The organism is Pseudomonas sp. BRG-100 (genome assembly GCF_000737955.1).
GTDB classification, from domain to species: Bacteria; Pseudomonadota; Gammaproteobacteria; order Pseudomonadales; family Pseudomonadaceae; genus Aquipseudomonas; species Aquipseudomonas synxantha_A.
Map to the genome: position 1 here is coordinate 4,514,466 of NZ_JPRX01000001.1, position 24,767 is coordinate 4,539,232.

At 59.8% G+C, this 24,767-nt stretch carries 20 protein-coding genes and 2 tRNA genes; 12 read left to right on the forward strand and 10 right to left on the reverse strand.

Annotated features, from left to right (window positions below; translation table 11 throughout):
• The first annotated feature begins 24 nt into the window (after positions 1 to 24).
• Positions 25 to 1,734, forward strand: coding sequence for a single-stranded-DNA-specific exonuclease RecJ (gene recJ, locus JH25_RS07330; RefSeq protein ID WP_032879646.1), 1,710 nt, complete (start codon positions 25 to 27; stop codon positions 1,732 to 1,734).
• 76 nt (positions 1,735 to 1,810) lie between these two features.
• On the opposite strand, the gene JH25_RS07325 is transcribed toward recJ, so the two are convergent.
• The 4 genes from JH25_RS07325 to JH25_RS07310 form a co-directional block, all read right to left on the reverse strand.
• Positions 1,811 to 3,091 (reverse strand): virulence factor family protein, encoded by a 1,281-nt coding sequence (locus tag JH25_RS07325; protein ID WP_032879648.1) that lies wholly within the window; start codon positions 3,089 to 3,091, stop codon positions 1,811 to 1,813.
• Complete coding sequence (gene mprF / locus JH25_RS07320) at positions 3,091 to 5,733, reverse strand: bifunctional lysylphosphatidylglycerol flippase/synthetase MprF (RefSeq protein WP_005791060.1); 2,643 nt, start codon at positions 5,731 to 5,733, stop codon at positions 3,091 to 3,093. The genes JH25_RS07325 and mprF overlap by 1 nt, the downstream gene beginning before the upstream one ends.
• A 279-nt stretch (positions 5,734 to 6,012) precedes the next feature.
• Positions 6,013 to 6,089: transfer RNA gene (locus JH25_RS07315), tRNA-Met, on the reverse strand.
• Positions 6,090 to 6,263: 174 nt separating this feature from the next.
• Positions 6,264 to 6,340: transfer RNA gene (locus tag JH25_RS07310), tRNA-Met, on the reverse strand.
• A gap of 278 nt (positions 6,341 to 6,618) precedes the next feature.
• On the opposite strand from JH25_RS07310, the gene dinB reads away from it, so the two are divergent.
• Positions 6,619 to 7,677, forward strand: coding sequence for a DNA polymerase IV (gene dinB / locus JH25_RS07305; RefSeq protein ID WP_032879650.1), 1,059 nt, complete (start codon positions 6,619 to 6,621; stop codon positions 7,675 to 7,677).
• 129 nt (positions 7,678 to 7,806) lie between these two features.
• Here the strand turns inward: dinB and JH25_RS07300 are convergent, their stop codons facing one another.
• The 4 genes from JH25_RS07300 to JH25_RS07285 all read right to left on the reverse strand — a co-directional run bounded on the left by JH25_RS07300 (position 7,807) and on the right by JH25_RS07285 (position 12,584).
• A complete protein-coding gene (locus tag JH25_RS07300; RefSeq protein ID WP_032879651.1) occupies positions 7,807 to 8,760 on the reverse strand; it encodes a hypothetical protein in 954 nt (317 codons plus the stop codon).
• Between the two features lie 20 nt (positions 8,761 to 8,780).
• Positions 8,781 to 10,496 carry a proline--tRNA ligase gene (locus JH25_RS07295; RefSeq protein WP_005791054.1) on the reverse strand — a complete coding sequence of 572 codons (1,716 nt, stop codon included), beginning with the start codon at positions 10,494 to 10,496 and terminating at the stop codon, positions 8,781 to 8,783.
• Positions 10,497 to 10,693: 197 nt separating this feature from the next.
• Positions 10,694 to 12,226, reverse strand: coding sequence for an AmpG family muropeptide MFS transporter (locus JH25_RS07290; RefSeq protein WP_005791052.1), 1,533 nt, complete (start codon positions 12,224 to 12,226; stop codon positions 10,694 to 10,696).
• 43 nt (positions 12,227 to 12,269) lie between these two features.
• Positions 12,270 to 12,584, reverse strand: coding sequence for an MGMT family protein (locus JH25_RS07285; protein ID WP_050549437.1), 315 nt, complete (start codon positions 12,582 to 12,584; stop codon positions 12,270 to 12,272).
• Between the two features lie 194 nt (positions 12,585 to 12,778).
• Here JH25_RS07285 and JH25_RS07280 point away from each other — a divergent pair, with 194 nt between their 5' ends.
• The 5 genes from JH25_RS07280 (at position 12,779) to groL (ending at position 17,405) form a co-directional block, all read left to right on the forward strand.
• Positions 12,779 to 13,786, forward strand: a complete 1,008-nt coding sequence (locus JH25_RS07280; protein WP_032879652.1) for a DUF481 domain-containing protein — start codon at positions 12,779 to 12,781, stop codon at positions 13,784 to 13,786.
• A gap of 103 nt (positions 13,787 to 13,889) precedes the next feature.
• Positions 13,890 to 14,621: a HugZ family pyridoxamine 5'-phosphate oxidase gene (locus JH25_RS07275; protein ID WP_032879653.1), complete on the forward strand. Its 732-nt coding sequence runs from the start codon at positions 13,890 to 13,892 to the stop codon at positions 14,619 to 14,621.
• 66 nt (positions 14,622 to 14,687) lie between these two features.
• On the forward strand, positions 14,688 to 15,164 hold the full coding sequence (locus JH25_RS07270) for an FxsA family protein (RefSeq protein WP_032879654.1): 477 nt from the start codon (positions 14,688 to 14,690) through the stop codon (positions 15,162 to 15,164).
• Positions 15,165 to 15,414: 250 nt separating this feature from the next.
• A complete protein-coding gene (locus JH25_RS07265) occupies positions 15,415 to 15,708 on the forward strand; it encodes a co-chaperone GroES (protein WP_003193940.1) in 294 nt (97 codons plus the stop codon).
• Between the two features lie 50 nt (positions 15,709 to 15,758).
• Entirely contained in the window at positions 15,759 to 17,405 is a 1,647-nt protein-coding gene (gene groL, locus JH25_RS07260; protein WP_005791041.1) for a chaperonin GroEL, read from the forward strand.
• Positions 17,406 to 18,018: 613 nt separating this feature from the next.
• Here groL and JH25_RS07255 read toward each other — a convergent pair.
• Both JH25_RS07255 and JH25_RS07250 read right to left on the reverse strand, forming a co-directional pair.
• On the reverse strand, positions 18,019 to 18,744 hold the full coding sequence (locus JH25_RS07255; protein ID WP_032879655.1) for a phosphatase PAP2 family protein: 726 nt from the start codon (positions 18,742 to 18,744) through the stop codon (positions 18,019 to 18,021).
• Positions 18,745 to 18,794: 50 nt separating this feature from the next.
• The gene (locus tag JH25_RS07250; protein WP_032879656.1) at positions 18,795 to 20,744 is read right to left on the reverse strand and encodes an LTA synthase family protein; all 1,950 of its coding nucleotides are present in this window, start codon (positions 20,742 to 20,744) and stop codon (positions 18,795 to 18,797) included.
• 200 nt (positions 20,745 to 20,944) lie between these two features.
• Here JH25_RS07250 and colR point away from each other — a divergent pair, with 200 nt between their 5' ends.
• The 5 genes from colR to JH25_RS07225 all read left to right on the forward strand — a co-directional run bounded on the left by colR (position 20,945) and on the right by JH25_RS07225 (position 24,714).
• On the forward strand, positions 20,945 to 21,628 hold the full coding sequence (gene colR, locus JH25_RS07245) for a two-component system response regulator ColR (protein ID WP_003175870.1): 684 nt from the start codon (positions 20,945 to 20,947) through the stop codon (positions 21,626 to 21,628).
• Complete coding sequence (locus JH25_RS07240) at positions 21,618 to 22,898, forward strand: sensor histidine kinase (protein ID WP_005791031.1); 1,281 nt, start codon at positions 21,618 to 21,620, stop codon at positions 22,896 to 22,898. Before colR ends, JH25_RS07240 begins: the two co-directional genes overlap by 11 nt.
• A gap of 188 nt (positions 22,899 to 23,086) precedes the next feature.
• Positions 23,087 to 23,767, forward strand: a complete 681-nt coding sequence (locus JH25_RS07235) for a class I SAM-dependent methyltransferase (protein WP_005791029.1) — start codon at positions 23,087 to 23,089, stop codon at positions 23,765 to 23,767.
• A gap of 3 nt (positions 23,768 to 23,770) precedes the next feature.
• Positions 23,771 to 24,490 carry a lipopolysaccharide kinase InaA family protein gene (locus JH25_RS07230; protein ID WP_005791027.1) on the forward strand — a complete coding sequence of 240 codons (720 nt, stop codon included), beginning with the start codon at positions 23,771 to 23,773 and terminating at the stop codon, positions 24,488 to 24,490.
• Entirely contained in the window at positions 24,487 to 24,714 is a 228-nt protein-coding gene (locus JH25_RS07225; RefSeq protein WP_005791025.1) for a hypothetical protein, read from the forward strand. The genes JH25_RS07230 and JH25_RS07225 overlap by 4 nt, the downstream gene beginning before the upstream one ends.
• Positions 24,715 to 24,767 lie beyond the last annotated feature (53 nt).

Here is a 24,767-nt window from a genome sequence, read left to right on the forward strand (position 1 = left end):
TAGAAGAGAAGCGCCCGTCACCCCATGCGTATCGATCCCCGCCCATTGCCCCCCGTCCTGCCTTTTCTCGGTGAATTGCCGCCGCTGTTGACCCGTCTCTATGCCGCGCGCGGGGTGCAATCGGAAGCTGAGCTGGACAAGAGCCTGGCGCGGTTGATTCCCTACCAGCAGCTCAAAGGGATCGACGCGGCGGTGGACTTGCTGGTGACCGCCCTGGAGCAGCGCCAACGCATCCTGATCGTTGGTGACTTCGACGCCGATGGCGCCACGGCGAGCACCGTAGGTACCCTGGGCCTGCGCTTGCTTGGGGCGGCCCATGTCGATTACCTGGTGCCCAACCGTTTCGAGTACGGCTACGGCCTGACGCCGGAAATCGTCGCGGTGGCGTTGCAGCGCGAGCCCCAGTTGCTGATTACCGTGGACAACGGCATCTCCAGCGTCGAAGGCGTGGCGGCGGCGAAAGCGGCGGGGCTGAAGGTGCTGGTCACCGACCACCACTTGCCCGGCGATGAACTGCCGGCCGCCGACGCCATCGTCAATCCGAACCAGCCGGGCTGCACGTTTCCCAGCAAGGCCCTGGCCGGTGTCGGCGTGATCTTCTACGTGTTGATGGCCCTGCGCGCGCGGTTACGCAGCCTGGGTTGGTATGACAACAAACCCCAGCCGAACATCGGTGAACTGCTTGATCTGGTGGCGTTGGGCAGCGTCGCCGACGTGGTGCCGCTGGACGCCAACAATCGCATCCTCGTTCATCAAGGCCTGGAGCGCATTCGTGCCGGTCGGGCGCGGCCAGGCATCAAGGCGATCCTGGAAGTGGCCAAGCGCGACCACGCTCGCATCACCTCCACCGATCTGGGGTTTATCCTCGGCCCGCGGCTGAACGCGGCCGGGCGCCTGGATGACATGAGCCTGGGCATCGAATGCCTGCTCACCACCGACGCTGGCGCCGCACGGGAAATGGCTGCGCAACTGGACGGCATGAACCAGGACCGTAAATCCATTGAACAAGGCATGCAGCGCGAGGCCCTGGCCCAGCTCAAGGACTTGCCGGTGGAGTCGATGCCGTACGGTTTGTGCCTGTTCGACCCGGAGTGGCACCAGGGGGTGATCGGCATCCTCGCGTCGCGCATGAAAGAACGTTACTTCCGCCCGACCATTGCCTTTGCTGACGCGGGCGACGGCCTGCTCAAGGGTTCTGGGCGTTCGGTGCAAGGCTTTCATATCCGCGATGCGCTGGCGGTTGTTGCAAGCCAGCATCCCAACCTGATCACCAAATACGGCGGCCACGCCATGGCGGCGGGGCTGACCTTGCCCGAAGCGAACTTCCCACTGTTTGCGCAAGCCTTCGATGCCGAAGTGCGTCGGCAGCTGCGTGAAGAGGACCTCACCGGCCGCCTGCTCTCCGACGGCACCTTGGCCGTGGAAGAGTTCCACCTGGAGCTGGCCCGCGCCCTGCGCCATGCCGGCCCATGGGGGCAGCACTTTCCGGAGCCGTTGTTTCACGGTGTGTTCCAGTTGGTGGAGCAGCGGGTAGTGGGGGAGCGGCACCTGAAGGTGGTGCTCAAGAGCGAATGCGGGTCAGTGAGGCTTGATGGTATCGCTTTTGGCGTTGACCGCGAGGTATGGCCGAACCCTACTGTGCGCTGGGTGGAATTGGCCTACAAGCTGGATGTGAATGAGTTTCGTGGCAATGAGACTGTGCAGCTGATGATTGCGCACATCGAACCACGTTAGATATTCCTGACAATGCAAGACAAATGTGGGAGGGGGCAACCCCCCTCCCACATTGGGTCCTGTGTGCAGCCTGGAGCTACTCGGCTTTGCCCTGGTGCTTGACGATAATGTCCACCAAGCGCTTGGCCAGCGCCGGGTAGTTCTCATCGAAGTGATGCCCGCCCGGCAGCTTCATGGCTTCGCCCACTGCGGTCTTGTCGGTGCAGCCACTCTCGTCGACTTCCTCTGCACCATAGATGCACACGACCTTCTCAGGTGGCAGCTTGGCCATTTCCGGGCCGGTGGCGGCTTCTTTGCCGGCGTTGCCCAGCCAACCTTCCACTTCGATTTCAAAGCTGCCAGTGCGCGCAAATGCCAACAGGATGATCGCATCGACGCGCTGCTGTTCGTTTTCCGGCATACGGTTGTAAATGGCCGGCAGTACATCGGCGCCGAACGAATAACCGGTCAGCACGAAGCGCTTGGTGCCCCACTTCTGCCGATAGTGTTGCATCAACTCGGTGAGGTCCTTGGCGCTTTGCTCCGGGCTCTTGTGCTGCCAGTAGTAGCGCAGTGTGTCGATGCCGACCACCGGGTAGCCGATCTTCGCCATCTCGCCGGCCACATCGCGGTCCAGGTCACGCCAGCCGCCGTCACCGGAGAGGAACAGGGTCACGGTGTCTTTGGCCTGCCCGGCAGGAACTTCCACCACGGGAATCGCCAGGCCACCGTTGTCCGAACCGACCAGTTGCTTGCGCAGCTCGTTGTTCAGCACTTGCGGGTAATGAATGTCGTAGTCGCTGATGCTGGTGGTGGCACGCGGCGTGTCACGTACGAAGCTGGCGCTTTCATCGTCGGGATTGTCGTTCCACGCCACCAGCCAGTTGCCGTGGGCAGAGGTCGTGGGCAGCGGGTCGTTGCAGCCTTCCTGTTTCAGGGCAAAGCCGACGGAGATCGCGTTAGCCTTGTCATCATTCTGAGTGGCCAGCCAGCGCCAGGCGAGCGCAGCGCCAGGGCCGATGCCGCTGACCAGGGTCGCCGGGCCTTTGAGCTGGGCCAGGGCGCCTTGCAGCGCTTGTTCCTGCAGCTTGCAGTCATCCTTAGGCAGGATCACCTGAACGATTTGCGCCGCGCCGCCCTGGCTCAGGGCAACCAGTTGGCTGTCGGTCAGCGCTTCATCGGCCATCACGGCCACAGCCACACGGGCTTTGGCGGCGCTGGCGGGGGTGACGCGGGTCATTACCGAGCCATCGGCCTGGGGCAATTGCTCCAGGGTCGGTTGCGGGGCAGGGCGATTCCAGTACCAAAAACCACCCGCCACGACCAGCGCGAGCAGCACTACAAAGGCCAATACATACCGCCAGGAGCGTCGAATCATCAGCGTTTCACCAATCCAGTCAAGCCGCCCGCGATCAGGGCGGCGGTATCGGCCAGTGCCACCAGCGGATCAAGTCCTGCGGGCACGGCCATGTAACGGGGTTCCCAGTCGGGCTGGAACTTGTCTTTGAAGCGGCGCAAACCTTGGAAGTTATACAGTTGCTCGCCACGGCGGAACACCATCGAGCCCAGGCGCTGGGTCAGCGGTGCGCCACGGCGCGGTTGCAAGCCCGACAGCGGCACCATACCGAGGCTGAAGCGGGCGTAGCCGTGGTTCTTATAATGTTGAATCAGGCCCACCATCATGAATTCCATCGTGAGCTTGGGCGCGTCGGGGTGGGCGCGCATCAGGTCAAGGCTGGCCAGGTCATGATTGTAGGTCTCGAGCAGGTTGGCGAAGGCTACCGGGCGCCCTTCGAAGCGAATGATCGCGATACGGAAGTGCTTGAGGTAGTCGTCGCTGAAACGGCCCAGGGAGAAGCCTTTTTCCCGTACATTCTTACCTGTAAGCCAGGCATCGGAGATGACTTTTAATTCATCCATCGGCGCCTGGCCCGGTTCGAAGATTTCCAGGGACAAGCCGTCCCGGGTGCCACGGTTCCAGGTGTAGCGCAAATCCTTCATCTCTTTGCCCTTGGCTTCCAGGTCAAAGCGTTTCAGGTCGACGCGGGCTTCTTCGCCCAGCTTGATCGCGGTGAGGCCGATGTCCATGTAGTACGGCAGGTTCTCGGCGCGTACCTGGTAGAACACCGGTCTTGCGTGGTGGATATCGCACAGGTCACGGAACTGCCAGATCATCTCGGCGCGCGGCTGGGTCGGGCCGATCGGGTCGTACAAGGCCACCAGGCTGCGCCCGCGACGGGCGTACATCAGGAAGGCTTCATCGTTGGGGTGAAACAGCAGCGCCTTGTCGCCGGTCAGCGCCAGGCCGCCGTCGGGTTGGGACGAGGCCATCAGGATCTTGCTGGCGCGCTCCAGTTCTTCCGGGGTGGGCAAGTGGATGACCGGGCGCGCCGTGCGCAGCAGCCAGGTCAGCGATACGATCACCAGCAGCACCGCAGCGCCCAGCAACGAGCGCAAACCGCGGGGGGCGTTGGCGTCGAGGGTGAACTGCCACCACAGTTGATGGCTGTAAGGCACATCCTGATAGGCGAACAACAGCAGCCAGATCGAGGCGCCGAGTACACAGACACTGGCCACCAGGTAAAGCGGCGAAAACGGCAGCTCGGTCAAGCGGCTGGCGCGGTAGAACGAGCGGCGAAAGATCGCCAGCAGCACCGCGGTCATGGTCATCAGGCTGGCTTCTTCCCAGTCGAAGCCCTTGAGCAACGAGAGCAGGGCGCCGACCAGCAGCAGCACCATGGTCAGCATCCAGGCCGCCGACAAACGTCGACGCAGGCCCTGGGCGAGCAACAGGCACAACACGCCGATCAGGCTGGCACCAAAGTGCGAGGCGTCAATCAGGCGGTGGGGAATCAGGAAGCCGATGTTTTCCAGGCGTGAGTCGATCTCTGGCGTGGCGCCGGAAAACAGCAGGACCACGCCGGACAAAAAAACCAGGACGGCCAATACCGGCGCTGCCAGCCCCGACGCCACCCGCAGGCTTTGCTGGGTCTGGAACAGGCGCTGGGCCTCGTTGACCAGCAGGAACACACAGGCGATCAGCAGCGGCAATACCACGTAGATCATCCGGTACAGCAGCAAGGCGGCAGCCAGGGGCGCGGCACCGAGTTTGTCGGCGAAGGCCGCCAGCAGGATCGCTTCGAATACACCCACGCCCCCCGGCACATGGCTGAGCACACCGGCGGCCAGTGCCAGCAGGTACACCAGCAGGAACGGGCCGAAGGGCGGTGCTTCCGGCAACAGCATATAAAGGACGGCAGCGGCAGCGGCTACGTCGAGGGCGGTGATGATCAACTGCAGGAAGGTCAGGCGGCGGCCCGGCAGGCGCAGGGTGCGACGCCCGGCCTTGACCAGCAGGTTATCGGGGTAGGGCTGTTCCGGCAGGCGACGACGATAGATGCCGATGCACAGCATGGCCGACAACACCAACACGGCGCCGGAAATCCCCCCGAGCAGGCTTTGCGGTAAATGCAGGTAAGTCGAAGCCGCCGGCAAATTGCTCAGCGTGGCCAATGCGGCCAGTGGCGGCAGGGCACAGCCCAGGGCCAGGCTGGCGAACACGGTCATGTGCGCCACTTCCGATGCGCCGATGCCGTGGCGTGCATATAAACGGTAGCGCACCGAACCGCCCGAGAGCATCGACAAGCCAATGGCGTTGCCGATGGCAAAGGCGGTGAAGCCACCCAGGGCCAGGGTCTTGGCGGGTAACTTCACGCCGGCATAGCGTGCGCCGGAAAATTCATAACCAAGCAGGATAATGAAACCTGCGACTGCCGCTGCAAACGCACCGAGCAAGGCTGGCTTGGGCACTTCCAGAATCGAATCGTGGAGTGCGTAGAGGTCCAGTTCCAGCAGCAGGTGTCGGCAGGCGATCAGGGCGATTGCAAACAGCAGCAGCGTTACGGCCAGGCCAATGGGCTGGCGATACTTGCTCAACAAATCCAGCCATCGCAAGCGGGTCGGCGTGATCGGTTGTTCTGCTGTGACGGTGTCTTGTGGTTCAGACGAGTTGGCGCGCATCAATCACCTCGTGGATTGTGCGCGACAGGATGGGGGTATCCGGCCAAGTTACCAATCCCTATGGACAAAATAATTACAAATATTAACGCGGATCACCGGGGTCGGCGACTGCGGCCATTGGTCGTAGAGGGTAGCGCTTGAGCATTGAGCCTAGCGTGCAATGAGATGGACTCTACAAACCGACTACGGTTTCATGAAAGATGCCATGCCATTGTTTCAGAAGAACTTTTTCGTCGGATACAAAAAAGGCCACTCTTTCGAGTAGCCTTTTTTGATGTTTGGTTGCGGGAGCCGGATTTGAACCGACGACCTTCGGGTTATGAGCCCGACGAGCTACCAGACTGCTCCATCCCGCGTCTGTGGGCGGCATTCTACAGCCAAGCGGCGAGGTGTCAACCGTTAATGAGCCGATGGACCAAATAAGCGCGAATTATTCTGAAATCAAAGTGTTGGCGGTGTTTTCAGGCGCAGCGGGAGAAAACACGCGAGCACAAAAAAGGCCACTCTTTCGAGTAGCCTTTTTTGATGTTTGGTTGCGGGAGCCGGATTTGAACCGACGACCTTCGGGTTATGAGCCCGACGAGCTACCAGACTGCTCCATCCCGCGTCTGTGTGTCGGCATTCTACAGAGGAACGCTAGTGTGTCAACCTGTAAATCAAACAAAAGCGCTTGTGGTTCAATCGGTTAGCTCTCCAAGGCGGGGTCATGAAGCGCTTCGGGCCAGTCAGGCTGAGGCTTTCAGCTCTATCGGAAGGCTGAATTCGATTGAGAAAATAAATTCATCGGGGAAACTTCCTACCACTTGGAAGGAAGAATCAAACTACTGGTGCTATATACAGGGGTGAATGCGATACTGGCCACCCGTTGGTTCACACCCCGTTTATATGACGCAGCGCAAAATCATCCACGTCGACTGTGATTGCTTCTACGCCGCCATCGAGATGCGTGACGACCCGAGCCTGGCGCAAAAGCCCTTGGCTGTGGGGGGCTCGGCGGACCGGCGGGGGGTTATCGCTACCTGCAACTACGAAGCGCGTGCGTATGGAGTTCGTTCTGCGATGTCGTCGCGCCACGCCTTGAAGCTGTGCCCCGACCTGACCATCGTCAAGCCGCGCATGGATGCCTATAAAGAAGCATCGAAGGAAATCCAGACGATCTTTCGCGACTACACCGACTTGATCGAGCCGTTGTCGCTGGATGAAGCCTACCTCGACGTCTCCGACAGCCCGCATTTTGGCGGCAGCGCCACGCGTATTGCCCAGGACATCCGTCGGCGGGTCTCCAACCAGCTGCATATCACCGTGTCTGCCGGGGTGGCGCCGAACAAGTTCCTGGCCAAGATCGCCAGCGACTGGAAGAAACCCAACGGCCTGTTCGTGATTACCCCGGACCAGGTCGAAGACTTTGTCTCGCAGCTGCGGGTCAGCAAGCTGCACGGCGTTGGCAAGGTCACCGCCGATAAGCTCGCGCGCCTGGGCATCGAAGACTGCTTGCAGCTGCGCGAGTGGAACAAACTGGCGCTGGTGCGCGAATTCGGCAGTTTTGGCGAAAGACTCTGGAGCCTGGCCCGTGGGATTGATGACCGCGTGGTGCAAAACGACAGTCGTCGACAGTCCATCAGTGTGGAAAATACCTACGATGTGGACTTGCCGGATCTTTCAAGCTGCCTGGCTAAACTTCCCGAATTGATGGAAACCCTCGCGGGGCGTATGGCGCGCATCGACAGCAGCTATCGGGCGGGCAAGCCGTTCGTCAAAGTGAAGTTTCATGACTTTACCCAGACGACGCTGGAGCAGGCGGGGGCAGGGCGGGATCTGGAGAGTTATCGGCAGTTGCTGACCCAGGCGTTTAATCGCGGGGGGAAACCGGTGCGATTGCTGGGGATTGGGGTGCGGTTGCTGGACTTGAGCGGCGGAAACGAACAGCTCGAGTTCTCCTGGTAGAAACCCGAAACAAATGTGGGAGCTGGCTTGCCTGCGATAGCGGAGTGTCAGTCAAGAATGCTTTAACTGATACACCGCTATCGCAGGCAAGCCAGCTCCCACAGTTTGATCTTCACAGGTATTGCGCGATCAGCGTGCGCCAGGATCTGCGACCAACCGCCCCGCATCCTTGGTCAGTGCCTGCACAAACTCCTGCTGCAATTCCGGATCATTGCGGGTCAGCTCGATCAGGCTTTGTTCCAGTTCGCTGGCTTCTTCTTCCAGGCCCAGTTCCGACAGGCGCTTGACGCGGTGCACCCATTGGTTCACTTCGTCATCTTCCAGGTCGTCGTAGATCAAGGCATGGGCTTCCAGCAATTTGCCACGCAGGCCGTTGCTGACCGCCAGGGTCGAGTCTGTGTGCACATCGTCCTGACCATCTGCCACGCTGATCTTCAAGGTGGTGACGCGGTTCAGGTCCTGCTCGGCAAACGGGCTGTCCAACAGGTTCAGGCGCAGGATGCCGTTGCGGTCGGTGGTCAGCTCATGGGTCTGCTTGCCGGCAGTGACTTGTACCGGGCGCTCGCTCCACGGCAGGCTCGAATACTCCAGGCGCTTGTCGCGCTGGACTTCATCGATAGCTGCCAGGTTCTGTTGCGCACGGCCATGGGATTGCACGTTCATGAACGGGTTGATGCCGTCCACGCCATAGCTCAGCCAGTCTCGCGTCACACTCGTGGGCAGGTTGCCGAGGGCGAAGATATTCGCCACGTTGGCACCCACGCCCGCCACCAACGCCACGGCACCCAGCGGCATCTCATAGAGTTTGCGCCAGGGCTGGTAGGGCGTGTAGCGATCGTAACGACGGGTGACTTCGAATTCGGTGACCTCGAAGGTCTTCTGCTCATGAATGCGAACCCGGCGTTGCGGCAGCTCCAGCACTTTGGGTTCGCCTACATCGATCTGCAGGCTGTGATCGAGCAATTTACGCTCGACCCGCTCCTCGTGCTCACTGCGTTGCGACATCTGATTGGCGCAGCCGCTGACCAGCAGGGCGCCGCACAAGGCGGCGCCCCCCAGGGCTTTGGTGTTTCGCTTGAACATGACTTCTCTTGATCTGGTTTTCAGCGACGAATACGCGCCTGAAGGAAAGACAGCACGTCAGCCACCGGCAACGGTTGGGCTTGCGCTTCGGTCCGGCTCTTGTATTCCAGATTGCCATCGGCCAGGCCACGGTCACTGACCACGATCCGGTGCGGGATGCCAATCAGTTCCATGTCGGCGAACTTGATGCCCGGGCTGGTTTTCTTGTCCCGGTCATCGAGCAGCACTTCAAAACCGGCAGCGGTCAGTTCAGCGTACAGCTTGTCGGTGGCTTCGCGTACTTGCTCGGTTTCATAGCGCAACGGCACCAGGGCCACCTGGAACGGCGCCAAAGCGTCACTCCAGATGATGCCTTTCTCGTCGTTGTTCTGCTCGATGGCAGCGGCGACCACGCGGGAAACACCAATGCCGTAGCAGCCCATGTCCAGGGTGATCGGCTTGCCGTTCTCGCCCAGCACTTCGCACTTCATCGCCTTGCTGTACTTGTTGCCCAGCTGGAAGATGTGCCCGACTTCGATGCCGCGCTTGATTTCCAGGGTGCCCTTGCCATCCGGGCTTGGGTCACCGGCTACGACGTTGCGCAGGTCGGCCACGGTCGGAACCGGCAGGTCACGCTCCCAGTTCACGCCGAAGTAGTGCTTGTCGTCGATGTTCGCGCCGATACCGAAGTCGCTCATCAGCTCGACGGAACGGTCGATGATGATCGGCAGCGGCAGGTTCAGCGGGCCTAGGGAACCGGCACCGGCACCAATGGCGTCGCGCAGTTCGGCATCGGTGGCCATGACCAGCGGGCTGGCTACGCCAGGCTGGTTGGCGGCCTTGATTTCGTTGAGCTCGTGGTCGCCACGGATCACCAGGGCGATCAGCTTGCCTTCTTCTTCAGCGCGCACGATCAGGGTCTTGATGGTCTTTTCAATCGGCAGATTGAATTTCTCCACCAGGGCCGCGATGGTTTTGGTGTCCGGCGTGTCGACCAGGCGCAGCTCCTCGGTGGGAGCAGGGCGCGAGGTTTCACGTGGTATGGCTTCGGCCTTCTCGATGTTCGCCGCGTAGTCGGAACCGTTGCTGAACACAATATCGTCTTCACCGGATTCGGCCAGCACGTGGAATTCGTGGGAGCCGGCACCGCCGATGGAGCCGTTGTCCGCTTCAACCGGGCGGAACTTCAGGCCCAGGCGCGTGAATACATTGCAGTAGGCCTGGTGCATGCGGTCGTAGGTCGCTTGCAGGGAAGCCTGGTCGGCGTGGAACGAATAGGCGTCCTTCATGATGAATTCGCGACCACGCATCAAGCCGAAGCGCGGGCGGATTTCATCGCGGAATTTGGTCTGGATCTGATACAGGTTCAGCGGCAACTGTTTATAGCTGCTCAACTCGTTGCGCATCAGGTCGGTGATGACTTCTTCATGGGTCGGGCCGGCGCAGAAATCGCGGCCATGACGGTCCTTGAAGCGCAGCAACTCAGGGCCGTACTCTTCCCAGCGCCCGGATTCCTGCCACAACTCAGCCGGTTGGGTGCTCGGCATCAACACTTCCAGAGAGCCGGCAGCGTTCATTTCTTCGCGAACGATGGCTTCGACCTTGCGCATCACCTTCAAGCCCATGGGCAACCAGGTGTACAGGCCCGAGGCCAGTTTGCGGATCATGCCGGCGCGCAGCATCAGCTGATGGCTGATCACAACCGCGTCGGAAGGCGTTTCTTTCTGTGTGGCGAGCAAATATTGACTGGTACGCATGGTAGGCCGTTGTCGGTTGCTTGGACTTGAAATGACTTGGGATTGTACGGGCGGTTGCTGCTGGAGTACAGGCGTGAGGTGGTGGGGCGTATTTGTCGTAACCGTCGCTTGTGTGGGAGCTGGCTTGCCTGCGATAGCGGCGTTGGGTTCACCATCGCTATCGCAGGCAAGCCAGCTCCCACATTGACCGAGTCGTATCAGTCTTCCTGTGGTGGATTAAGCCGGGCGCGCCGGTTCTCCTGGAACCAGTGCAATGCAATCAGGAGCAGCGTCGGCACCCCCAGCAAGCAGGTGATCATAAAGAAGTTGTGATAACCGAACTTCTCCACCATCACCCCCGAATACCCGCCGATCAGGCGTGGCAGCAACAGCATGATCGAGCTGAGCAACGCATATTGGGTAGCGGAGAACTTGAGGTTGGTCAGGCTCGACAGGTACGCCACGAACGCCGAGGTGGCCATGCCCGAACTGAAGTTGTCCAGGGAAATGGTGACGATCAGCATCTGCAGGTCGGGGCCCATGTCGGCGAGCATCACGAACAAAAGGTTGGTGCCGGCCGAGGCCACGCCACCGATGAACAGGATCGGCAGGATCCCGAACCGCACAATCAACAGGCCGCCCATTCCGGCGCCGAGCAGGGTCATGATCAGGCCGAAGATCTTGCTCACTCCGGCGATCTGGTCCTTGGTGAAACCCTGGTCGATATAGAACACGTTGGCCATCACGCCCATCACCGTGTCGGACATGCGATACGTGGCAATCAGCCCGAGCAGCAGCAGCGCCTGCCAGCGATAGCGCAGGATAAAGTCGTTGACCGGCGTCAGCACCGGCGCCAGGCCCCGACGGCCCATGGCCGAAAGGCACAGGGTGGTGAGGATGATATAAAGGATGGCACGCAGGAACGCGCGGTCTTCCATCAGCAGTTCCCACAGGCTCACGCCTTGGAACAGCACGCTGGCGAAGTCGGTGTTGTACAGCTGGGTGAACATCGCCGGCACCGAGACCAGCAGCACGATCAGCACAAACACCGACACCAACTGGTGCATGAAACTGTAGCGGCCGGCCTGCAACTGGGTGCGCAGTGGCACATCAGGTTCACGCATGAGGAAGGTGGTGAGCAACGCCGGCACCATCAACACGCCGAACAGCACATAGGTGCCGGTCCAGGCCGAGTGTTTATAGTTGAAGCCGGTGGAGCCAAAGCCTTCGGCAAAGAACAGCGCACCGGCCGTGGCCAGCAGGGCGGCAATGCGGTAGCCGGACATGTAGCTCGCGGCCAGGGCGGCCTGGCGGCTGTCGTCGGCGATTTCCAGGCGGTAGGCATCCACGGCGATATCTTGGGTGGCCGACGCGAAGGCGACGATCACCGCGATGGCGATCAACCAGGACAGGTGTTTTTGCGGGTCACAAAAACCCATGCCGATCAATCCGAGGATCACCAGCGATTGGGCCAGCACCAGCCAGGAGCGACGACGCCCCAGTTTACCGAGCAACGGCAAGCGCCATTGATCGAGCAGCGGCGACCAGACCCATTTAAAGGCGTAGGCCAGGCCGATCAGGCTTGCATAGCCGATGGTCTCGCGAGCCACACCGGCTTCACGCAGCCACACTGAAAGCGTCGAGAACACCAACATGTAAGGCATGCCGGCGGCGAAGCCGAGCAACAACAGCACTAATGTCGAGGGGCTGGCATAGGCGGCGAGCGCGGCGCGCCAGGTTTTACGGGGCATGGGCTGGAGTCTGCCTCAGGTTTGCGGAAACAAAGCGCGCACTCTAACCGCTGTGCTCTACCGGACGCCAGCCATGGCGCTGAATATCAACACGATTGTTCAAGATAGTGACGCCTTCGCTACGCAAACGCGCACGTTGTTCGTCGCCTGAGGCGCTGCCCGCCGGCAGACTTATCCGACCACCGGCGCCCAACACCCGATGCCAAGGTAATCGGGTGTCTTCGGGCAACTGGCTCAGGGTGCGCCCGACCCATCGGGCGGCACGGCCCAGACCCGCCAGGTGAGCCAGCTCGCCGTAGCTCACCACACAGCCTTCGGGCACTTGCGACAAGGTCAGGTACAGCGCGGTACGCCGCATTTCGGCGGGGCTTTGCGGCGTATCGGCAGGTGGCTTCACTATGGGGATATCCGTTGAGATCGTCGCGGTTTTGTCAGAAACGTCTGTAAACATGACGATGAGCATTGAACTCAATATAAATCCTTGAGTCAGTTCTAGCCATGTAACACTATAACGCCCCTATTTTTTGCCACCCCTGAGCCCCGTATCTGCTTATGTTGTCCAGAACCCTGTTGTGCCTTGCTGTTTTCAGTGCTTCCACGCCCTTGCTCGCCGATACCGTCTGGTTGAAAAACGGCGACCGGCTGACCGGCAAGATCAAAGTCTTCGACGGTGGCAAACTGCTGATCCAAACCACCTACGCAGGCTCGATCCCGGTGGATTGGAAGCAGGTCAAGACCCTGGAAAGCGATCAGGAGTTGCTGGTCAAGCAGGACGCCTACAGCGGCGAAAAGGCCAAGTCGTTGCAGGCGTCGGATGACGGCAAGGTGGTGCTGGCCAATGGCGAGGCACCCAAGACGGTCGACCTGGCAAGCATCCAACAGATCATGAAGCCCAAGCCAGTGATCGAAGACCTGGTGTGGAAGGGCAACGTCGACCTGGCGCTGGACTACAAGCGTGCCGACAAAGACACCAACGACTACGACATCGACTTCAAGACCTCGGCCCGTCATGGCCAATGGCGTCATACGGGCAAGGGCGAATACAACCGCGAGTTCCAGGACGACGTTACCACCACCGATAACTGGGCGCTGGAGTACAACCTGGACCGCTTCATCACCGAGCACTGGTTCTGGCAGGGCCGCCTGACCTACAAGCGCGACAAGGTCGAAGACCTGGCCCGTCAGCGCGTTGTCGGTACCGGCCCGGGCTATCAGTTCTGGGACGATGAACTGGGCGCGTTCTCCCTCGGTTCGCTGGTTAACCGCACCGACTACGAATACGCCGACGGCGGCAAGGACAACTTCTATTCCCTGGCCATGAAGTGGAACTACAACCGCTACCTGGTGGGCAAGACCGTCGAGTTCTTCACCAACGGCGAATTGGGCAAACCCCTTGCCGGGCCGTCCGAGTATTCCCTGGATGCGGAAATGGGCCTGCGCTACAAGGTTACCGAGTGGGCCTCGCTCAACTTGAAGGCCGAGCGCAACGAGGTCAGCGGCAGTTCCGAGAGCAGCCTGAGCAAGACTCGCTACACCGCAGGCTTTGGTGTGGCCTGGTAAAAGCTGCGTCGGCCACTCTGGCAACCTGCGCGGATATTGATTACCTTGTGTTGAGATCCATTCCCATATGCCATGGGCGGCGGAACACCCGAGGAGTCATACGTTGAGCGCGCACGTTGCCAAGAACGCCCGAGAGCTGTTGCTCAAGGAATACCGTGGGGCTTTGGCCACACAGTCAAAAGCCATGCCCGGTTTTCCCTTCGGCTCGGTCGTGCCCTACTGCCTCGATGAGCAGGGCCGTCCGCTGATCCTGATCAGCCGCATCGCCCAGCACACCCATAACCTGCAAAAAGACCCCAAGTGCTCATTGCTGGTGGGTGAGCGCGAGGCTGATGATGTGCAGGCCGTGGGGCGTCTGACCTACCTGGCCGAGGCCGAGAAACTGGAAGACGGCGCAGCCATTGAAGCGGCCGCCGAGCGTTACTACCGCTACTTCCCCGATTCGGCCAACTACCACAAGGCCCACGATTTCGATTTCTGGGTGCTCAAGCCGGTGCGCCACCGTTATATCGGTGGGTTTGGCGCGATTCACTGGGTCGACCAGTTGACCCTGGCCAATCCGTTTGCAGGCAAGGCCGAGCGCAGCATGATCGAGCACATGAACAGCGATCACACCAAGGCCATCGCCCATTACGTCGACCTCAGCGGTTTGCCGACTGGCGAGCCTGCGCAGTTGGCCGGCATCGACAGCGAAGGCATGCACCTGCGTATTGGCCAAAGCTTGCATTGGTTGCCTTTCGAGACGCCTTGCAACACACCGACACAAGTACGCGAGGCCCTGGTTTCATTGGCTCACGCCGCGGTGTGGCCGAAAAAAACCACTGCCGAAGCTTGAATTCACACAATGGCGACGTCATCTAAGGTGAACTGGCAAGGCATTCTTGCGTTGAGGAACCATTTGATGCGCCCTTTTTTATTGCTCTTTCTGCTGTTCCCGGTGTTGGAGCTGTTCGTATTCGTCAAAGTCAGCGGTGCGATCGGGTTTTTCCCGGCGCTGCTGCTGATCATCGCAGGCTCCATGCTCGGCGTCCTGGTGCTGCGCGTGGCCGGCCTGGCCACGGCGTTGCGTGCCCGTGAAAGCCTGAACCGCGGCGAACTGCCGGCCCAGACCATGCTTGAGGGCCTGATGATGGCCCTGGCCGGTGGCCTGCTGATCCTGCCGGGCTTTATCAGCGACGTGCTCGGCCTGGTCCTGCTGCTGCCGTTTACCCGCAAACTGCTGGCCGGCAAGATGCGCCAGCGCGCCGAAGAAGCGGCGATTCGCCAACGCGCGTTTGCCGACGACCTGCAACCCCGTGGCGGCCCGGCCCCGCGTCAACCGCTGGGGCGTGAAGGCGACGTGATCGAAGGCGAGTTCGAACACCGCGACAACAAATAACTGCTTCACTGGCACGGCACCTTCGGGTGCCGTGTTGCATTGGCCCGGGGAGCGATCTGAGAAAAAATTTCCTCCCGGCCCCCTTGTAATAAGCGTATGCGCCCTTATGTAACGGTCACCGCAAGGTTTCTGGTGGTGACATCAGACAGACTTCCGCGTCTCGCCCAGCGAGCCGCGACCGGCACCGCCGGAATTTAACCCGCCGGAATTGATACCGGCCGATGAAAAACACAATTAGGAGAGATCGACAATGAAGCTTCGTCCTCTGCACGACCGCGTCGTAATCCGTCGCAGCGAAGAAGAAAAGAAAACCGCTGGCGGGATCGTTCTGCCAGGTTCGGCTGCTGAAAAAGCCAACCACGGTGTGATCGTCGCTGCTGGCCCAGGCAAGACCCTGGAGAACGGTGATGTACGCGCACTGGCCGTGAAAGTGGGTGACAAGGTTGTTTTCGGCCCTTACTCCGGCAGCAACACTGTGAAAGTAGACGGCGAAGACCTGCTGGTCATGGCTGAGAACGAAATTCTCGCCGTACTGGAAGACTGATTTCCTCGCTCATTTTCCCGTTACTACAAAGTATTTAAGGAATATCGATCATGGCTGCTAAAGAAGTTAAATTCGGCGACTCCGCCCGCAAGAAAATGCTCACCGGTGTCAACGTCCTGGCTGACGCAGTAAAAGCGACCCTGGGCCCGAAAGGCCGTAACGTGATCATCGAGAAGAGCTTCGGCGCTCCGACCATCACCAAGGACGGCGTTTCCGTCGCCAAAGAAATCGAACTGGAAGACCGTTTCGAGAACATGGGCGCGCAGCTGGTCAAAGACGTTGCCTCCCGTGCCAACGACGACGCAGGCGACGGCACCACCACCGCTACCGTACTGGCTCAGGCGATCGTCAACGAGGGCTACAAGGCCGTCGCTGCCGGCATGAACCCTATGGACCTCAAGCGTGGTATCGACAAGGCGACCATCGCCATCGTTGCCGAGCTGAAAAACCTGTCCAAGCCATGCGCCGACACCAAGGCCATCGCTCAGGTAGGCACCATCTCCGCCAACTCCGACAGCTCCATCGGTGACATCATTGCCGAAGCCATGGAAAAAGTCGGTAAAGAAGGCGTGATCACCGTTGAAGAAGGCTCGGGCCTGGAAAACGAACTGTCGGTTGTAGAAGGCATGCAGTTCGACCGTGGCTACCTGTCTCCGTACTTCGTCAACAAGCCAGAGACCATGGTTGCCGAGCTGGACAACCCGCTGATCCTGCTGGTTGACAAGAAGATCTCCAACATTCGCGAAATGCTGCCAGTACTGGAAGCCGTTGCCAAAGCCGGCCGCCCATTGCTGATCGTTTCCGAAGACGTTGAAGGCGAAGCCCTGGCGACCCTGGTTGTGAACAACATGCGTGGCATCGTCAAGGTTGCAGCCGTCAAGGCTCCAGGCTTCGGCGACCGTCGCAAGGCCATGCTGCAGGACATCGCCGTATTGACTGGCGGTACCGTTATCTCCGAAGAGATCGGCCTGAGCCTGGAAAGCGCCACCCTGGAAAACCTGGGTAGCGCCAAGCGCGTGACCATCTCCAAGGAAAACACCATCATCGTTGACGGTGCTGGCGTTGAAGGCGACATCGAGTCCCGTATCGCGCAGATCCGTGCCCAGGTTGCCGAAACCTCCTCGGACTACGACCGTGAAAAACTGCAAGAGCGTCTGGCCAAGCTGTCCGGCGGCGTTGCAGTGATCAAGGTTGGCGCTGGCTCCGAAGTTGAAATGAAAGAGAAGAAGGCCCGCGTTGAAGACGCCCTGCACGCAACCCGTGCAGCCGTTGAAGAAGGCGTGGTACCTGGCGGTGGCGTTGCGCTGATCCGTGCTCTGGAAGCCCTGACCAACCTGACCGGCGACAATGCCGACCAGAACGTTGGTATCGCTGTGCTGCGTCGTGCCGTTGAAGCACCGCTGCGCCAGATCGCTGCCAACTCCGGCGACGAGCCAAGCGTTGTGGTCAACGAAGTCAAGAACGGCAAAGGTAACTACGGTTATAACGCTGCGACTGGCGTCTATGGCGACATGATCGAAATGGGCATCCTGGACCCTACCAAGGTGACCCGTTCCGCGCTGCAGGCAGCAGCCTCCATCGGTGGCCTGATCCTGACTACCGAAGCTGCCATCGCTGACAAGCCGAAGGCTGAAGGCGCAGCTGGCGGCGGTATGCCAGATATGGGCGGCATGGGTGGCATGGGCGGCATGATGTAAGCCAGCCTTACCCGGCGCTATAAAAAGCCCCGCCTGCAGTGATGCAGGCGGGGCTTTTTTGTGAGCGGCTGTATCTACTCAACTTCGGTAGGACACTGGACCTGTGGCGAGGGAGCTTGCTCCCGCTGGCGGCCTGACAGCCGACGCCTATCTACCTGACACCCCTCGGTCCCAATGTGGGAGGGGGCTTGCTCCCGATGGCGGCCTGCCAGCCGACACAGTTATACCGAGTACACATCCATTCCTGCGGTAACGGCCACTTAGGGTTCCGCCCTGACGGCGGCTCACTTTGCAAAAGCCGGGATGCCGGCCCAGGCCAAAGTAAGCAACGCTCTTGCCCCACCACTCGGCACTTCGCCCAGGCTCGGTGTGCCCGTAATCCGCCAGGGATTTGGGGGGCCGCCGCCACGCGCCATCCATGGCGCGGGGCGGCTAAACCGGCATCCCTGCCGGTTTACCCCCCAAATCCCTGTCGAATTCCGGCCAGCGTGGTTTAACGGGGCGCCCAAGATCAAAAGCAGATCAAGATCAAGAGCGGCTCGCTTCGCATCGTGGTTACCGTTGTCTTTCGCAGGCAAGCCCGCTCCTACACGGAATCTTCGTTGCGTTTCGCTTAACTGATCGGCATTACGGCTTGCCGTGAAGGCCGGTACAGCAACAAGCAATACAAACCCAGGCAAATCAGCCAGCAAAAAATCGCTGTCCACACGTTGTGGGAAAAAAAGTGTGCCCCTTGCAGCATACGGCTGACTGAGAAGACGCTGCCCAGGCTGACGGCAAAAATGAACGCGTTGCGCGCCAGTCGTGGTCGCCGATCCCTCAGCGCGAAGAACCAGGCGAACAAGGCAAAACCGGTGGCTGCATGTCCGCCGGGCCAACAGCGGCCAGGTTTATCGGTAGGTGGGCGCGGGCTGAGCAGTTCGCTGTAGGTTTCCTGGCCGCCGAATTCCTTGAGGCTCCAGGGGCATTGCACGGCGGTGATGGTTTTCAGTGGCGACACGAACGCCGTCGCCATTCCCAGCGACAGCACCAGGCACACCAGTTCGCGGCGGTACGGCTTGAGTCGTTGCAGAATGAAGCTGCCGACCAGCCCCAGGATCGCCAGTACCGAAAACAGGATCACCAGTTGCTTGGCCCGATCATGCAGGATGTCTTCAAGGAAGAAGCTATAGCGGCCGATGAAGCCGCCAGCCTCCGCGCTGTAGAAGCGCCTGGCCAGGTCCATGTCCAATGAGGTCAGTTCCAGCAACAGCAAGACCACTGCGGCGCCGGCAGGCAGGCCCAGGCACAGCCAGAAATTGAGCGGTTTGGAAACCGGTAAAGAAGAGGAGGATTTCATCACGAACCTTGGTGAGAAAGCCCCGTGCTCACCTGCACGGGGCTTTTTGATTAGCGTTTGCTTAAGACTGGAGCTTCTTCCTTGGGCGCTTTCCAGCTCAGCAGTTGCTGTTTGTAGTCGTAGCTGGCGGCCTGATAATAGGTAATTGCCCGCTGGATCAATGGGTCATCGCTACCGACGCGCAACTCCTGGCTTTCTCCAAGAGCCTGGTCATGGCGACGCAGGCCTTGGCGCGGGCTGAGGATTGCCAGGTCCTTGCCGTCAAACAAGCCCAGATGCTGGTAGTTGCCCACCACGACCCGCGGTGGCAGCGGGTTGTCTTGCAACAGATTACGGCCGAAGAACGTCGACTCGTAGCTGAGGTTGATCAGGCCCAGCAAGGTCGGCGCAAGGTCGATCTGGCTGGCCAGTTGCGCGGACTCCCGTGCGTCGATCAGCTTGGGCGCATAGATAAACAACGGGATCTGGTAGTTGGTGATCGGCAGGTCTTCCTTGCCTGCGCTGCCGGCCGTGTGGTCGGCGACGAACACAAAAATGGTGTTGTCGAACCAGGGTTTCTGGCGTGCAGCTTCAAGGAACTGGTTGATGGCGTAGTCGGTGTATTTCACTGCACCATCGCGACCCTTGCCGGATTTGATATCGATGCGCCCATCCGGGTAGGTATAGGGGCGATGGTTGGAAGTCGTCATCAGTTGCAGTAAGAACGGCTGTTGCTTGGCGTAGTCGGCGTCGGCCAGTTTAAGCGTCTGTTTGAACAGGTCTTCGTCGGCCATGCCCCAGGCATTTTTGAACGAGATTTCTGACTCGGGCACGCTGCTTTGGTCCACGACCCGATACCCGTTGCCGCTGAAAAACGCGTTCATATTGTCGAAGTAACCGCGACCGCCGTAGACAAACACGCTGTCGTAACCGATGGCCGTGAGTTGTTGGCCGAGGCTCGCGAACCCGCTTTCACGACCGATGCGCTTGACGATCGAGCGGCCTGGCGTGGGTGGGATCGCCAGGGTAATGGCTTCCAGGCCCCGGTCGGTTCGTGTCCCGGTGGCATAGAAGTTATTGAAGTACAGGCTTTGTTTGCGCAACGCATCCAGGTTGGGCGTGAGGTTGCGTTGATCGCCGTTGCTGCCCATGTACTTGGCGCTGAAGCTTTCGATGGTGACCAGCACGATGTTGGGCTTGCGCAGTGTGCCCGGGTTGGTGATGGCGCGGCGAATATCCAGCGGGTCCGGGTCGATAAAGCGCGCATTGGGCTCGCTGAGTTCGGCGCGCAGTTGCCGGGCGACCACGTCAGTGGGCAGGCTCTGATAGAACTGGGTGTAGTCCAATTCGTTATTGCGGAACGCAGCGAAGAATTGATAAGGGCCGTTGCTGGCCAGTTCGTTCTTGTAAGCGTTACCGCCCTGGGTACGCGGGCTGTCCTGGCTGATCAGTTGCAGGCTGAGGCCGGCGACCACCAACAGGCCCAGGGCATTGACCAAACGGCCACGCAGTGTCGGCAACGGTGCCGCCATGGCGGCATTGAAGGGTTTACGCAGGGCCAGGCTCATGAGGATCGCCAGCATTGCCAGCAGGCTCAGCAGCTTGCCGATCGGGTAAGACTCCAGCAGGTTGTTCAGCACCTCATCGGAATACACCAGATAGTCGACCGCAATAAAGTTGAAGCGCACCCCAAACTCATCCCAGAACAGCCATTCGGCCACCGAGGTGAACAGCATGGCGAACAGGCTGATTGTCAGCAGCGCCTGCAAGAACCAGCGGTGGCCGCGGCGGCGCCACAGTGCGGGTGGGCAGAGCAGCAAATACAAGCCCAGCGGCAAGGCCGCATAGGCGAGGAAGCCCAGGTCGTAGACCAGACCCACGCCAAACACCGGCAGCAAGTTGCCGCCCACTTCATTCAGGTGAGTCACGAGCAACACGCTGCGAGTGAGCAGGAAAACCAATAACCAGGCAGCGGTTATCAACAGCAAATAGCGCATTGGCGCTGTTTTGAGAAAGCCCATGTCCAGGTTCCTTAGATCGATGGGCGCGATCTTCACCCTGACACTGTGGTCTGTTTGTGAAGCTATAGTGAAAAACTCGTTTGTCCCTGTAATCAGTTGAAAACCCTCATCAGTGGGCCTTTCAGCTCTATCCCTGAGCCCCGCTTGGCCTTAAGCTGCGCGAGCCAACACGGCTGTTACCGCGTACGGAGACACTGCCCATGCGAATTTTATTGGTTGAAGACAACCGCGATATTCTGGCCAACCTGGCCGATTACCTGGGGCTCAAAGGCTACACAGTGGACTGTGCGCAGGACGGCTTGTCGGGCCTGCACCTTGCGGCCACCGAGCATTACGACCTGATCGTGCTCGATATCATGCTGCCTGGCATCGATGGCTACACCCTGTGCAAACGCCTGCGCGAAGACGCACGGCGCGATACGCCGGTGATCATGCTCACCGCACGCGATCAACTGGATGACCGCCTGCAAGGCTTCAAGTCCGGGGCTGATGATTACCTGCTCAAGCCATTTGCCTTGTCGGAACTGGCCGCGCGGATCGAGGCGGTGTTGCGGCGTGCCCAGGGTGGTGGCCGCCGCGCCCTGCAGGTGGGTGACCTGAGCTACGATCTCGATACCTTGGAAGTCACCCGCGAAGGGCGCCTGCTCAAGCTCAACCCCGTCGGCCTGAAACTGCTGGCAGTGCTGATGCAGAAGAGCCCGCACGTGCTACGCCGGGAAATTCTCGAAGAAGCCCTGTGGGGCGATGACTGCCCGGACAGCGACAGCCTGCGCAGCCACGTTCACCAATTGCGCCAGGTGATCGATAAGCCCTTTGCCAAGCCGTTGCTGCAAACGGTGCACGGGGTGGGTTATCGCTTGGCCGAGGGACGTGATGGAGTTTAGACAAAGCCTTGCCCAACGGATCATCATCGCCTTTGCCTTGATGAGTGCGTTGGTGGCGGGGGCCTTCGCCATGGGGATCGTTGCGACGGTGCACCTGGTGGAAGAGAAGCTGATCTCGGCGGGCCTGGGCGGTGACCTGCAACGCCTGCTGTTGATGGACAGCATGGAAGACTGGCGACATCGGCCGGAGCCGGACCAGTTGTTTTACTTCAGCGGCGGGCAAGGCGATTTCGAGTTGCCCAAGGATCTTCGGCATCTGGACCCGGGCTTCCACGAAGTATTTCGCGAGTCTCTGTCGTACCACGCCATGGTCGAGGTGATCGACGGTCGGCGTTATGTGCTGTTGCAGGATCAAAGCGATTTTGAAGAGCGCGAGCGCGTGCTGTTTGCCGTGGTGCTGGTGGGGTTCGTGCTCAGCCTGGCGCTGGCGGTGTTCCTCGGCTGGGTGCTGGCCCGCAAGGTGATGGCGCCGGTAGTGCGCCTGGCTCGCCAGGTGCGACATCGTGACCAGTTATTAGGGCTGGCGCCGCCCTTGGCACCGGATTATGCAGCCGATGAAGTGGGCGAGCTGGCGGTGGCGTTCGATGCCACACTGGGTCGCCTGCGGCAGGCGTTGTCCCGTGAGCAGTTGTTTACCAGCGATGTAAGCCATGAGTTGCGCACGCCCTTGATGGTGTTGGCCAGCTCCTGTGAGCTGCTGCTGGAAAACCCCGCCATCGATCAACGCGGCCGTAATCAGGTCCAGCGAATCGCGCGGGCCTGTGAGGAAATGCGTGAACTGGTGCAGACCTTCCTGATGCTGGCCCGCGCCAAGCACGATGATGCTGTCATGTCGGCTCAGGTCAACCTGACGCAGGTCGCCGAAGATTTGCTTGGGATCTGGCGTGGGCCCATCGAGCAAAAAGGCCTTGAGTTGATCTACTGCCCTGGCAATCCTCTGGATACTCGCTACAACACTACGTTCCTGCACGCAGTGATGGGTAACCTGTTGCGCAATGCACTGCATTACACCGAGCAAGGGTTTATCCGCCTCACGCTGGAGCCGAGTGGTTTTGTGGTGGAGGACTCTGGCGTGGGCATTCCTGAAGACAAGCGCGAAGCGATGTTCGAGCCTTTTGTGCGCGGCAGCGAGAACCGTGGCGAGGGGCTGGGGCTTGGTCTGTCGCTGGTGCAACGGATCTGCGAGAGCCAGGGCTGGAGCGTGAGCCTGACGACGATGGAGCCCAATGGCTGCCGTTTTCATGTGGAGCTGAGCCAGGTCAAAAGCTGACCGTTCAGTCTGTCGTTTTGCGGATGCAGACTGCCTGCTTTTCAGCGAAGATGGCCCGATGCTACTGAATGTTTCTGTAAAGTCTTGAAATGTATGCAGTTGGACAGGACAAGATTTTCACAATGAGTTGACCTGTTGATTACGTTTAACTGCTTAAGGTTGCAGGCATCAGTTACCGGAGACGTACGATGCCTTCCCCAATCAAGTTGGAATTTTCCGAAAAGTACGACGATCAACACGCGCAACAATATTTGCTCAAACATCAGGACAATCTGGCTCGCCGGTTGTCCCACAAACGCGACGAGCAACTGGCGCGTGGTGCACTGGCCATGGCCGGTGAGCCGGGCCTGGTGCTGGACCTGCCTTGTGGCGCTGGACGTTTCTGGCCGTTGCTGGCCGAAAAACCCAACCGTGTGATTATCGGGGCTGACAATTCGGCGTCGATGTTGAAGATCGCCACCACCGCGCAACCGGCGGAGGTGGTGAAACGGGTACGCCCTTTGCAGACATCTGCCTTTGATATCGATTTGCCAGATAACTCCGTCGACAGTATTTTCTGCATGCGCTTGATGCACCACATCGGTGAAGCGGAGCACAGGCTGACAATACTGCGTGAGTTTCAGCGAGTTACCCGTGACAGCGTGATTATTTCGCTGTGGGTGGACGGCAATTTCAAGGCCTGGAAGCGCAAGCGCAGCGAAGTACGTCGTCGCAAAAGAGGTGAGCAGGAAGGTTACCAAAACCGGTTTGTGTTACCGGCTGCTACTGTCGAGGCAGAATTCGAGCAGGCCGGTTTCCGTGTTCAGGAGTCCCTGGACTTCATACCGCTCTACGCCATGTGGCGAGTGTATGTATTGCGCAAGAGGTAACAGATGGCAGTTGAGTGCGTAGCAGGCAGTCATGTAGCTCCCGAGGAGCGGTTTGATTATTTCTGGCGCCAGAAGGGTGAGTGGGTCGAAGAACCCAATCGCCGGCGTGGCGGTGAAAGTGGTGTGCAGCGAGTGGTCAGCCCTAATGGGCGTTTGCTGTATTGCAAGCGTCAGACCGGGCACATCTACCGCAGTTGGTTGCATCCATTCGGGCGTCCGACGGTGCTGCGTGAGCGTGATGCCTTGAAGGGCCTGCGTTTGCTGGATGTGCGCGTGCCGGAGTTGGTGTTTTGCGAGGCGCGACGCGACCCGGAGCATCAATGGAAAGCCCTGTTGGTGACCGCGTCATTGGACGGTTTCGACGAGATCGAAAACTGGTACGCCGCCGGTGGCCGTGAGCAGTACGGCGAGGCGGTCCACGAGCGTTTGCTCCAGGAGCTGGCCGGCACCCTGGCCCGTATGCACAAGGGTCGCTGGCAGCACGGTTGTTTGTATATCAAGCACATTTTCGTGCGGGTAACCGGTGAGCCTGATGCGGCGATTGTGGAAGTGGCCCTGCTGGACTTTGAAAAATGTCGCCAGCGTTTGACCGCTTATCGGGCCGCGTCCCATGACATGCTGCAATTGCGCCGCCATTCGTCGTGGAACGATACCGACTGGAAAAAACTCAGCTACTTTTACGAGACGGCGTTTGGCAGCGCTATCAAGGGTTTAACCAGATGAAGCTAGAAATAGCACGAGGTTTGTTTTTGGTCGGGGCGTTGGGCATTTCAGCCCTTGCCCTGGCAGCGTGGGAACAACCTCGCACACAAGTGCTCAGTGCGGTAGACGGTGGCGGGCAATGCCTGCTGCCGCGGATTGCCAAGGCAAGTGTGGCGGCCAGGCCTGATCATGATTTGCTGCTATTCATGTTCGGGATGTCTCAAGCAATGAGGCCGCAAAGTTGAAACGAGTAAAACTCCTGGAAAGGGCCTTGCGATGCGAGGCCCTTTTTTTACGC

Excerpts from the sequence above, each read along its gene's own strand:
- recJ (WP_032879646.1), top strand. The coding sequence starts at position 25 with ATGCGTATCGATCCCCGCCCATTGCCCCCCGTCCTGCCTTTTCTCGGT.
- JH25_RS07325 (WP_032879648.1), bottom strand. The coding sequence starts at position 3,091 with ATGATTCGACGCTCCTGGCGGTATGTATTGGCCTTTGTAGTGCTGCTC.
- mprF (WP_005791060.1), bottom strand. The coding sequence starts at position 5,733 with ATGCGCGCCAACTCGTCTGAACCACAAGACACCGTCACAGCAGAACAA.
- dinB (WP_032879650.1), top strand. The coding sequence starts at position 6,619 with ATGACGCAGCGCAAAATCATCCACGTCGACTGTGATTGCTTCTACGCC.
- JH25_RS07300 (WP_032879651.1), bottom strand. The coding sequence starts at position 8,760 with ATGTTCAAGCGAAACACCAAAGCCCTGGGGGGCGCCGCCTTGTGCGGC.
- JH25_RS07295 (WP_005791054.1), bottom strand. The coding sequence starts at position 10,496 with ATGCGTACCAGTCAATATTTGCTCGCCACACAGAAAGAAACGCCTTCC.
- JH25_RS07290 (WP_005791052.1), bottom strand. The coding sequence starts at position 12,226 with ATGCCCCGTAAAACCTGGCGCGCCGCGCTCGCCGCCTATGCCAGCCCC.
- JH25_RS07285 (WP_050549437.1), bottom strand. The coding sequence starts at position 12,584 with ATGCGGCGTACCGCGCTGTACCTGACCTTGTCGCAAGTGCCCGAAGGC.
- JH25_RS07280 (WP_032879652.1), top strand. The coding sequence starts at position 12,779 with ATGTTGTCCAGAACCCTGTTGTGCCTTGCTGTTTTCAGTGCTTCCACG.
- JH25_RS07270 (WP_032879654.1), top strand. The coding sequence starts at position 14,688 with ATGCGCCCTTTTTTATTGCTCTTTCTGCTGTTCCCGGTGTTGGAGCTG.
- JH25_RS07265 (WP_003193940.1), top strand. The coding sequence starts at position 15,415 with ATGAAGCTTCGTCCTCTGCACGACCGCGTCGTAATCCGTCGCAGCGAA.
- groL (WP_005791041.1), top strand. The coding sequence starts at position 15,759 with ATGGCTGCTAAAGAAGTTAAATTCGGCGACTCCGCCCGCAAGAAAATG.
- JH25_RS07255 (WP_032879655.1), bottom strand. The coding sequence starts at position 18,744 with ATGAAATCCTCCTCTTCTTTACCGGTTTCCAAACCGCTCAATTTCTGG.
- JH25_RS07250 (WP_032879656.1), bottom strand. The coding sequence starts at position 20,744 with ATGGGCTTTCTCAAAACAGCGCCAATGCGCTATTTGCTGTTGATAACC.
- colR (WP_003175870.1), top strand. The coding sequence starts at position 20,945 with ATGCGAATTTTATTGGTTGAAGACAACCGCGATATTCTGGCCAACCTG.
- JH25_RS07240 (WP_005791031.1), top strand. The coding sequence starts at position 21,618 with ATGGAGTTTAGACAAAGCCTTGCCCAACGGATCATCATCGCCTTTGCC.
- JH25_RS07235 (WP_005791029.1), top strand. The coding sequence starts at position 23,087 with ATGCCTTCCCCAATCAAGTTGGAATTTTCCGAAAAGTACGACGATCAA.
- JH25_RS07230 (WP_005791027.1), top strand. The coding sequence starts at position 23,771 with ATGGCAGTTGAGTGCGTAGCAGGCAGTCATGTAGCTCCCGAGGAGCGG.
- JH25_RS07225 (WP_005791025.1), top strand. The coding sequence starts at position 24,487 with ATGAAGCTAGAAATAGCACGAGGTTTGTTTTTGGTCGGGGCGTTGGGC.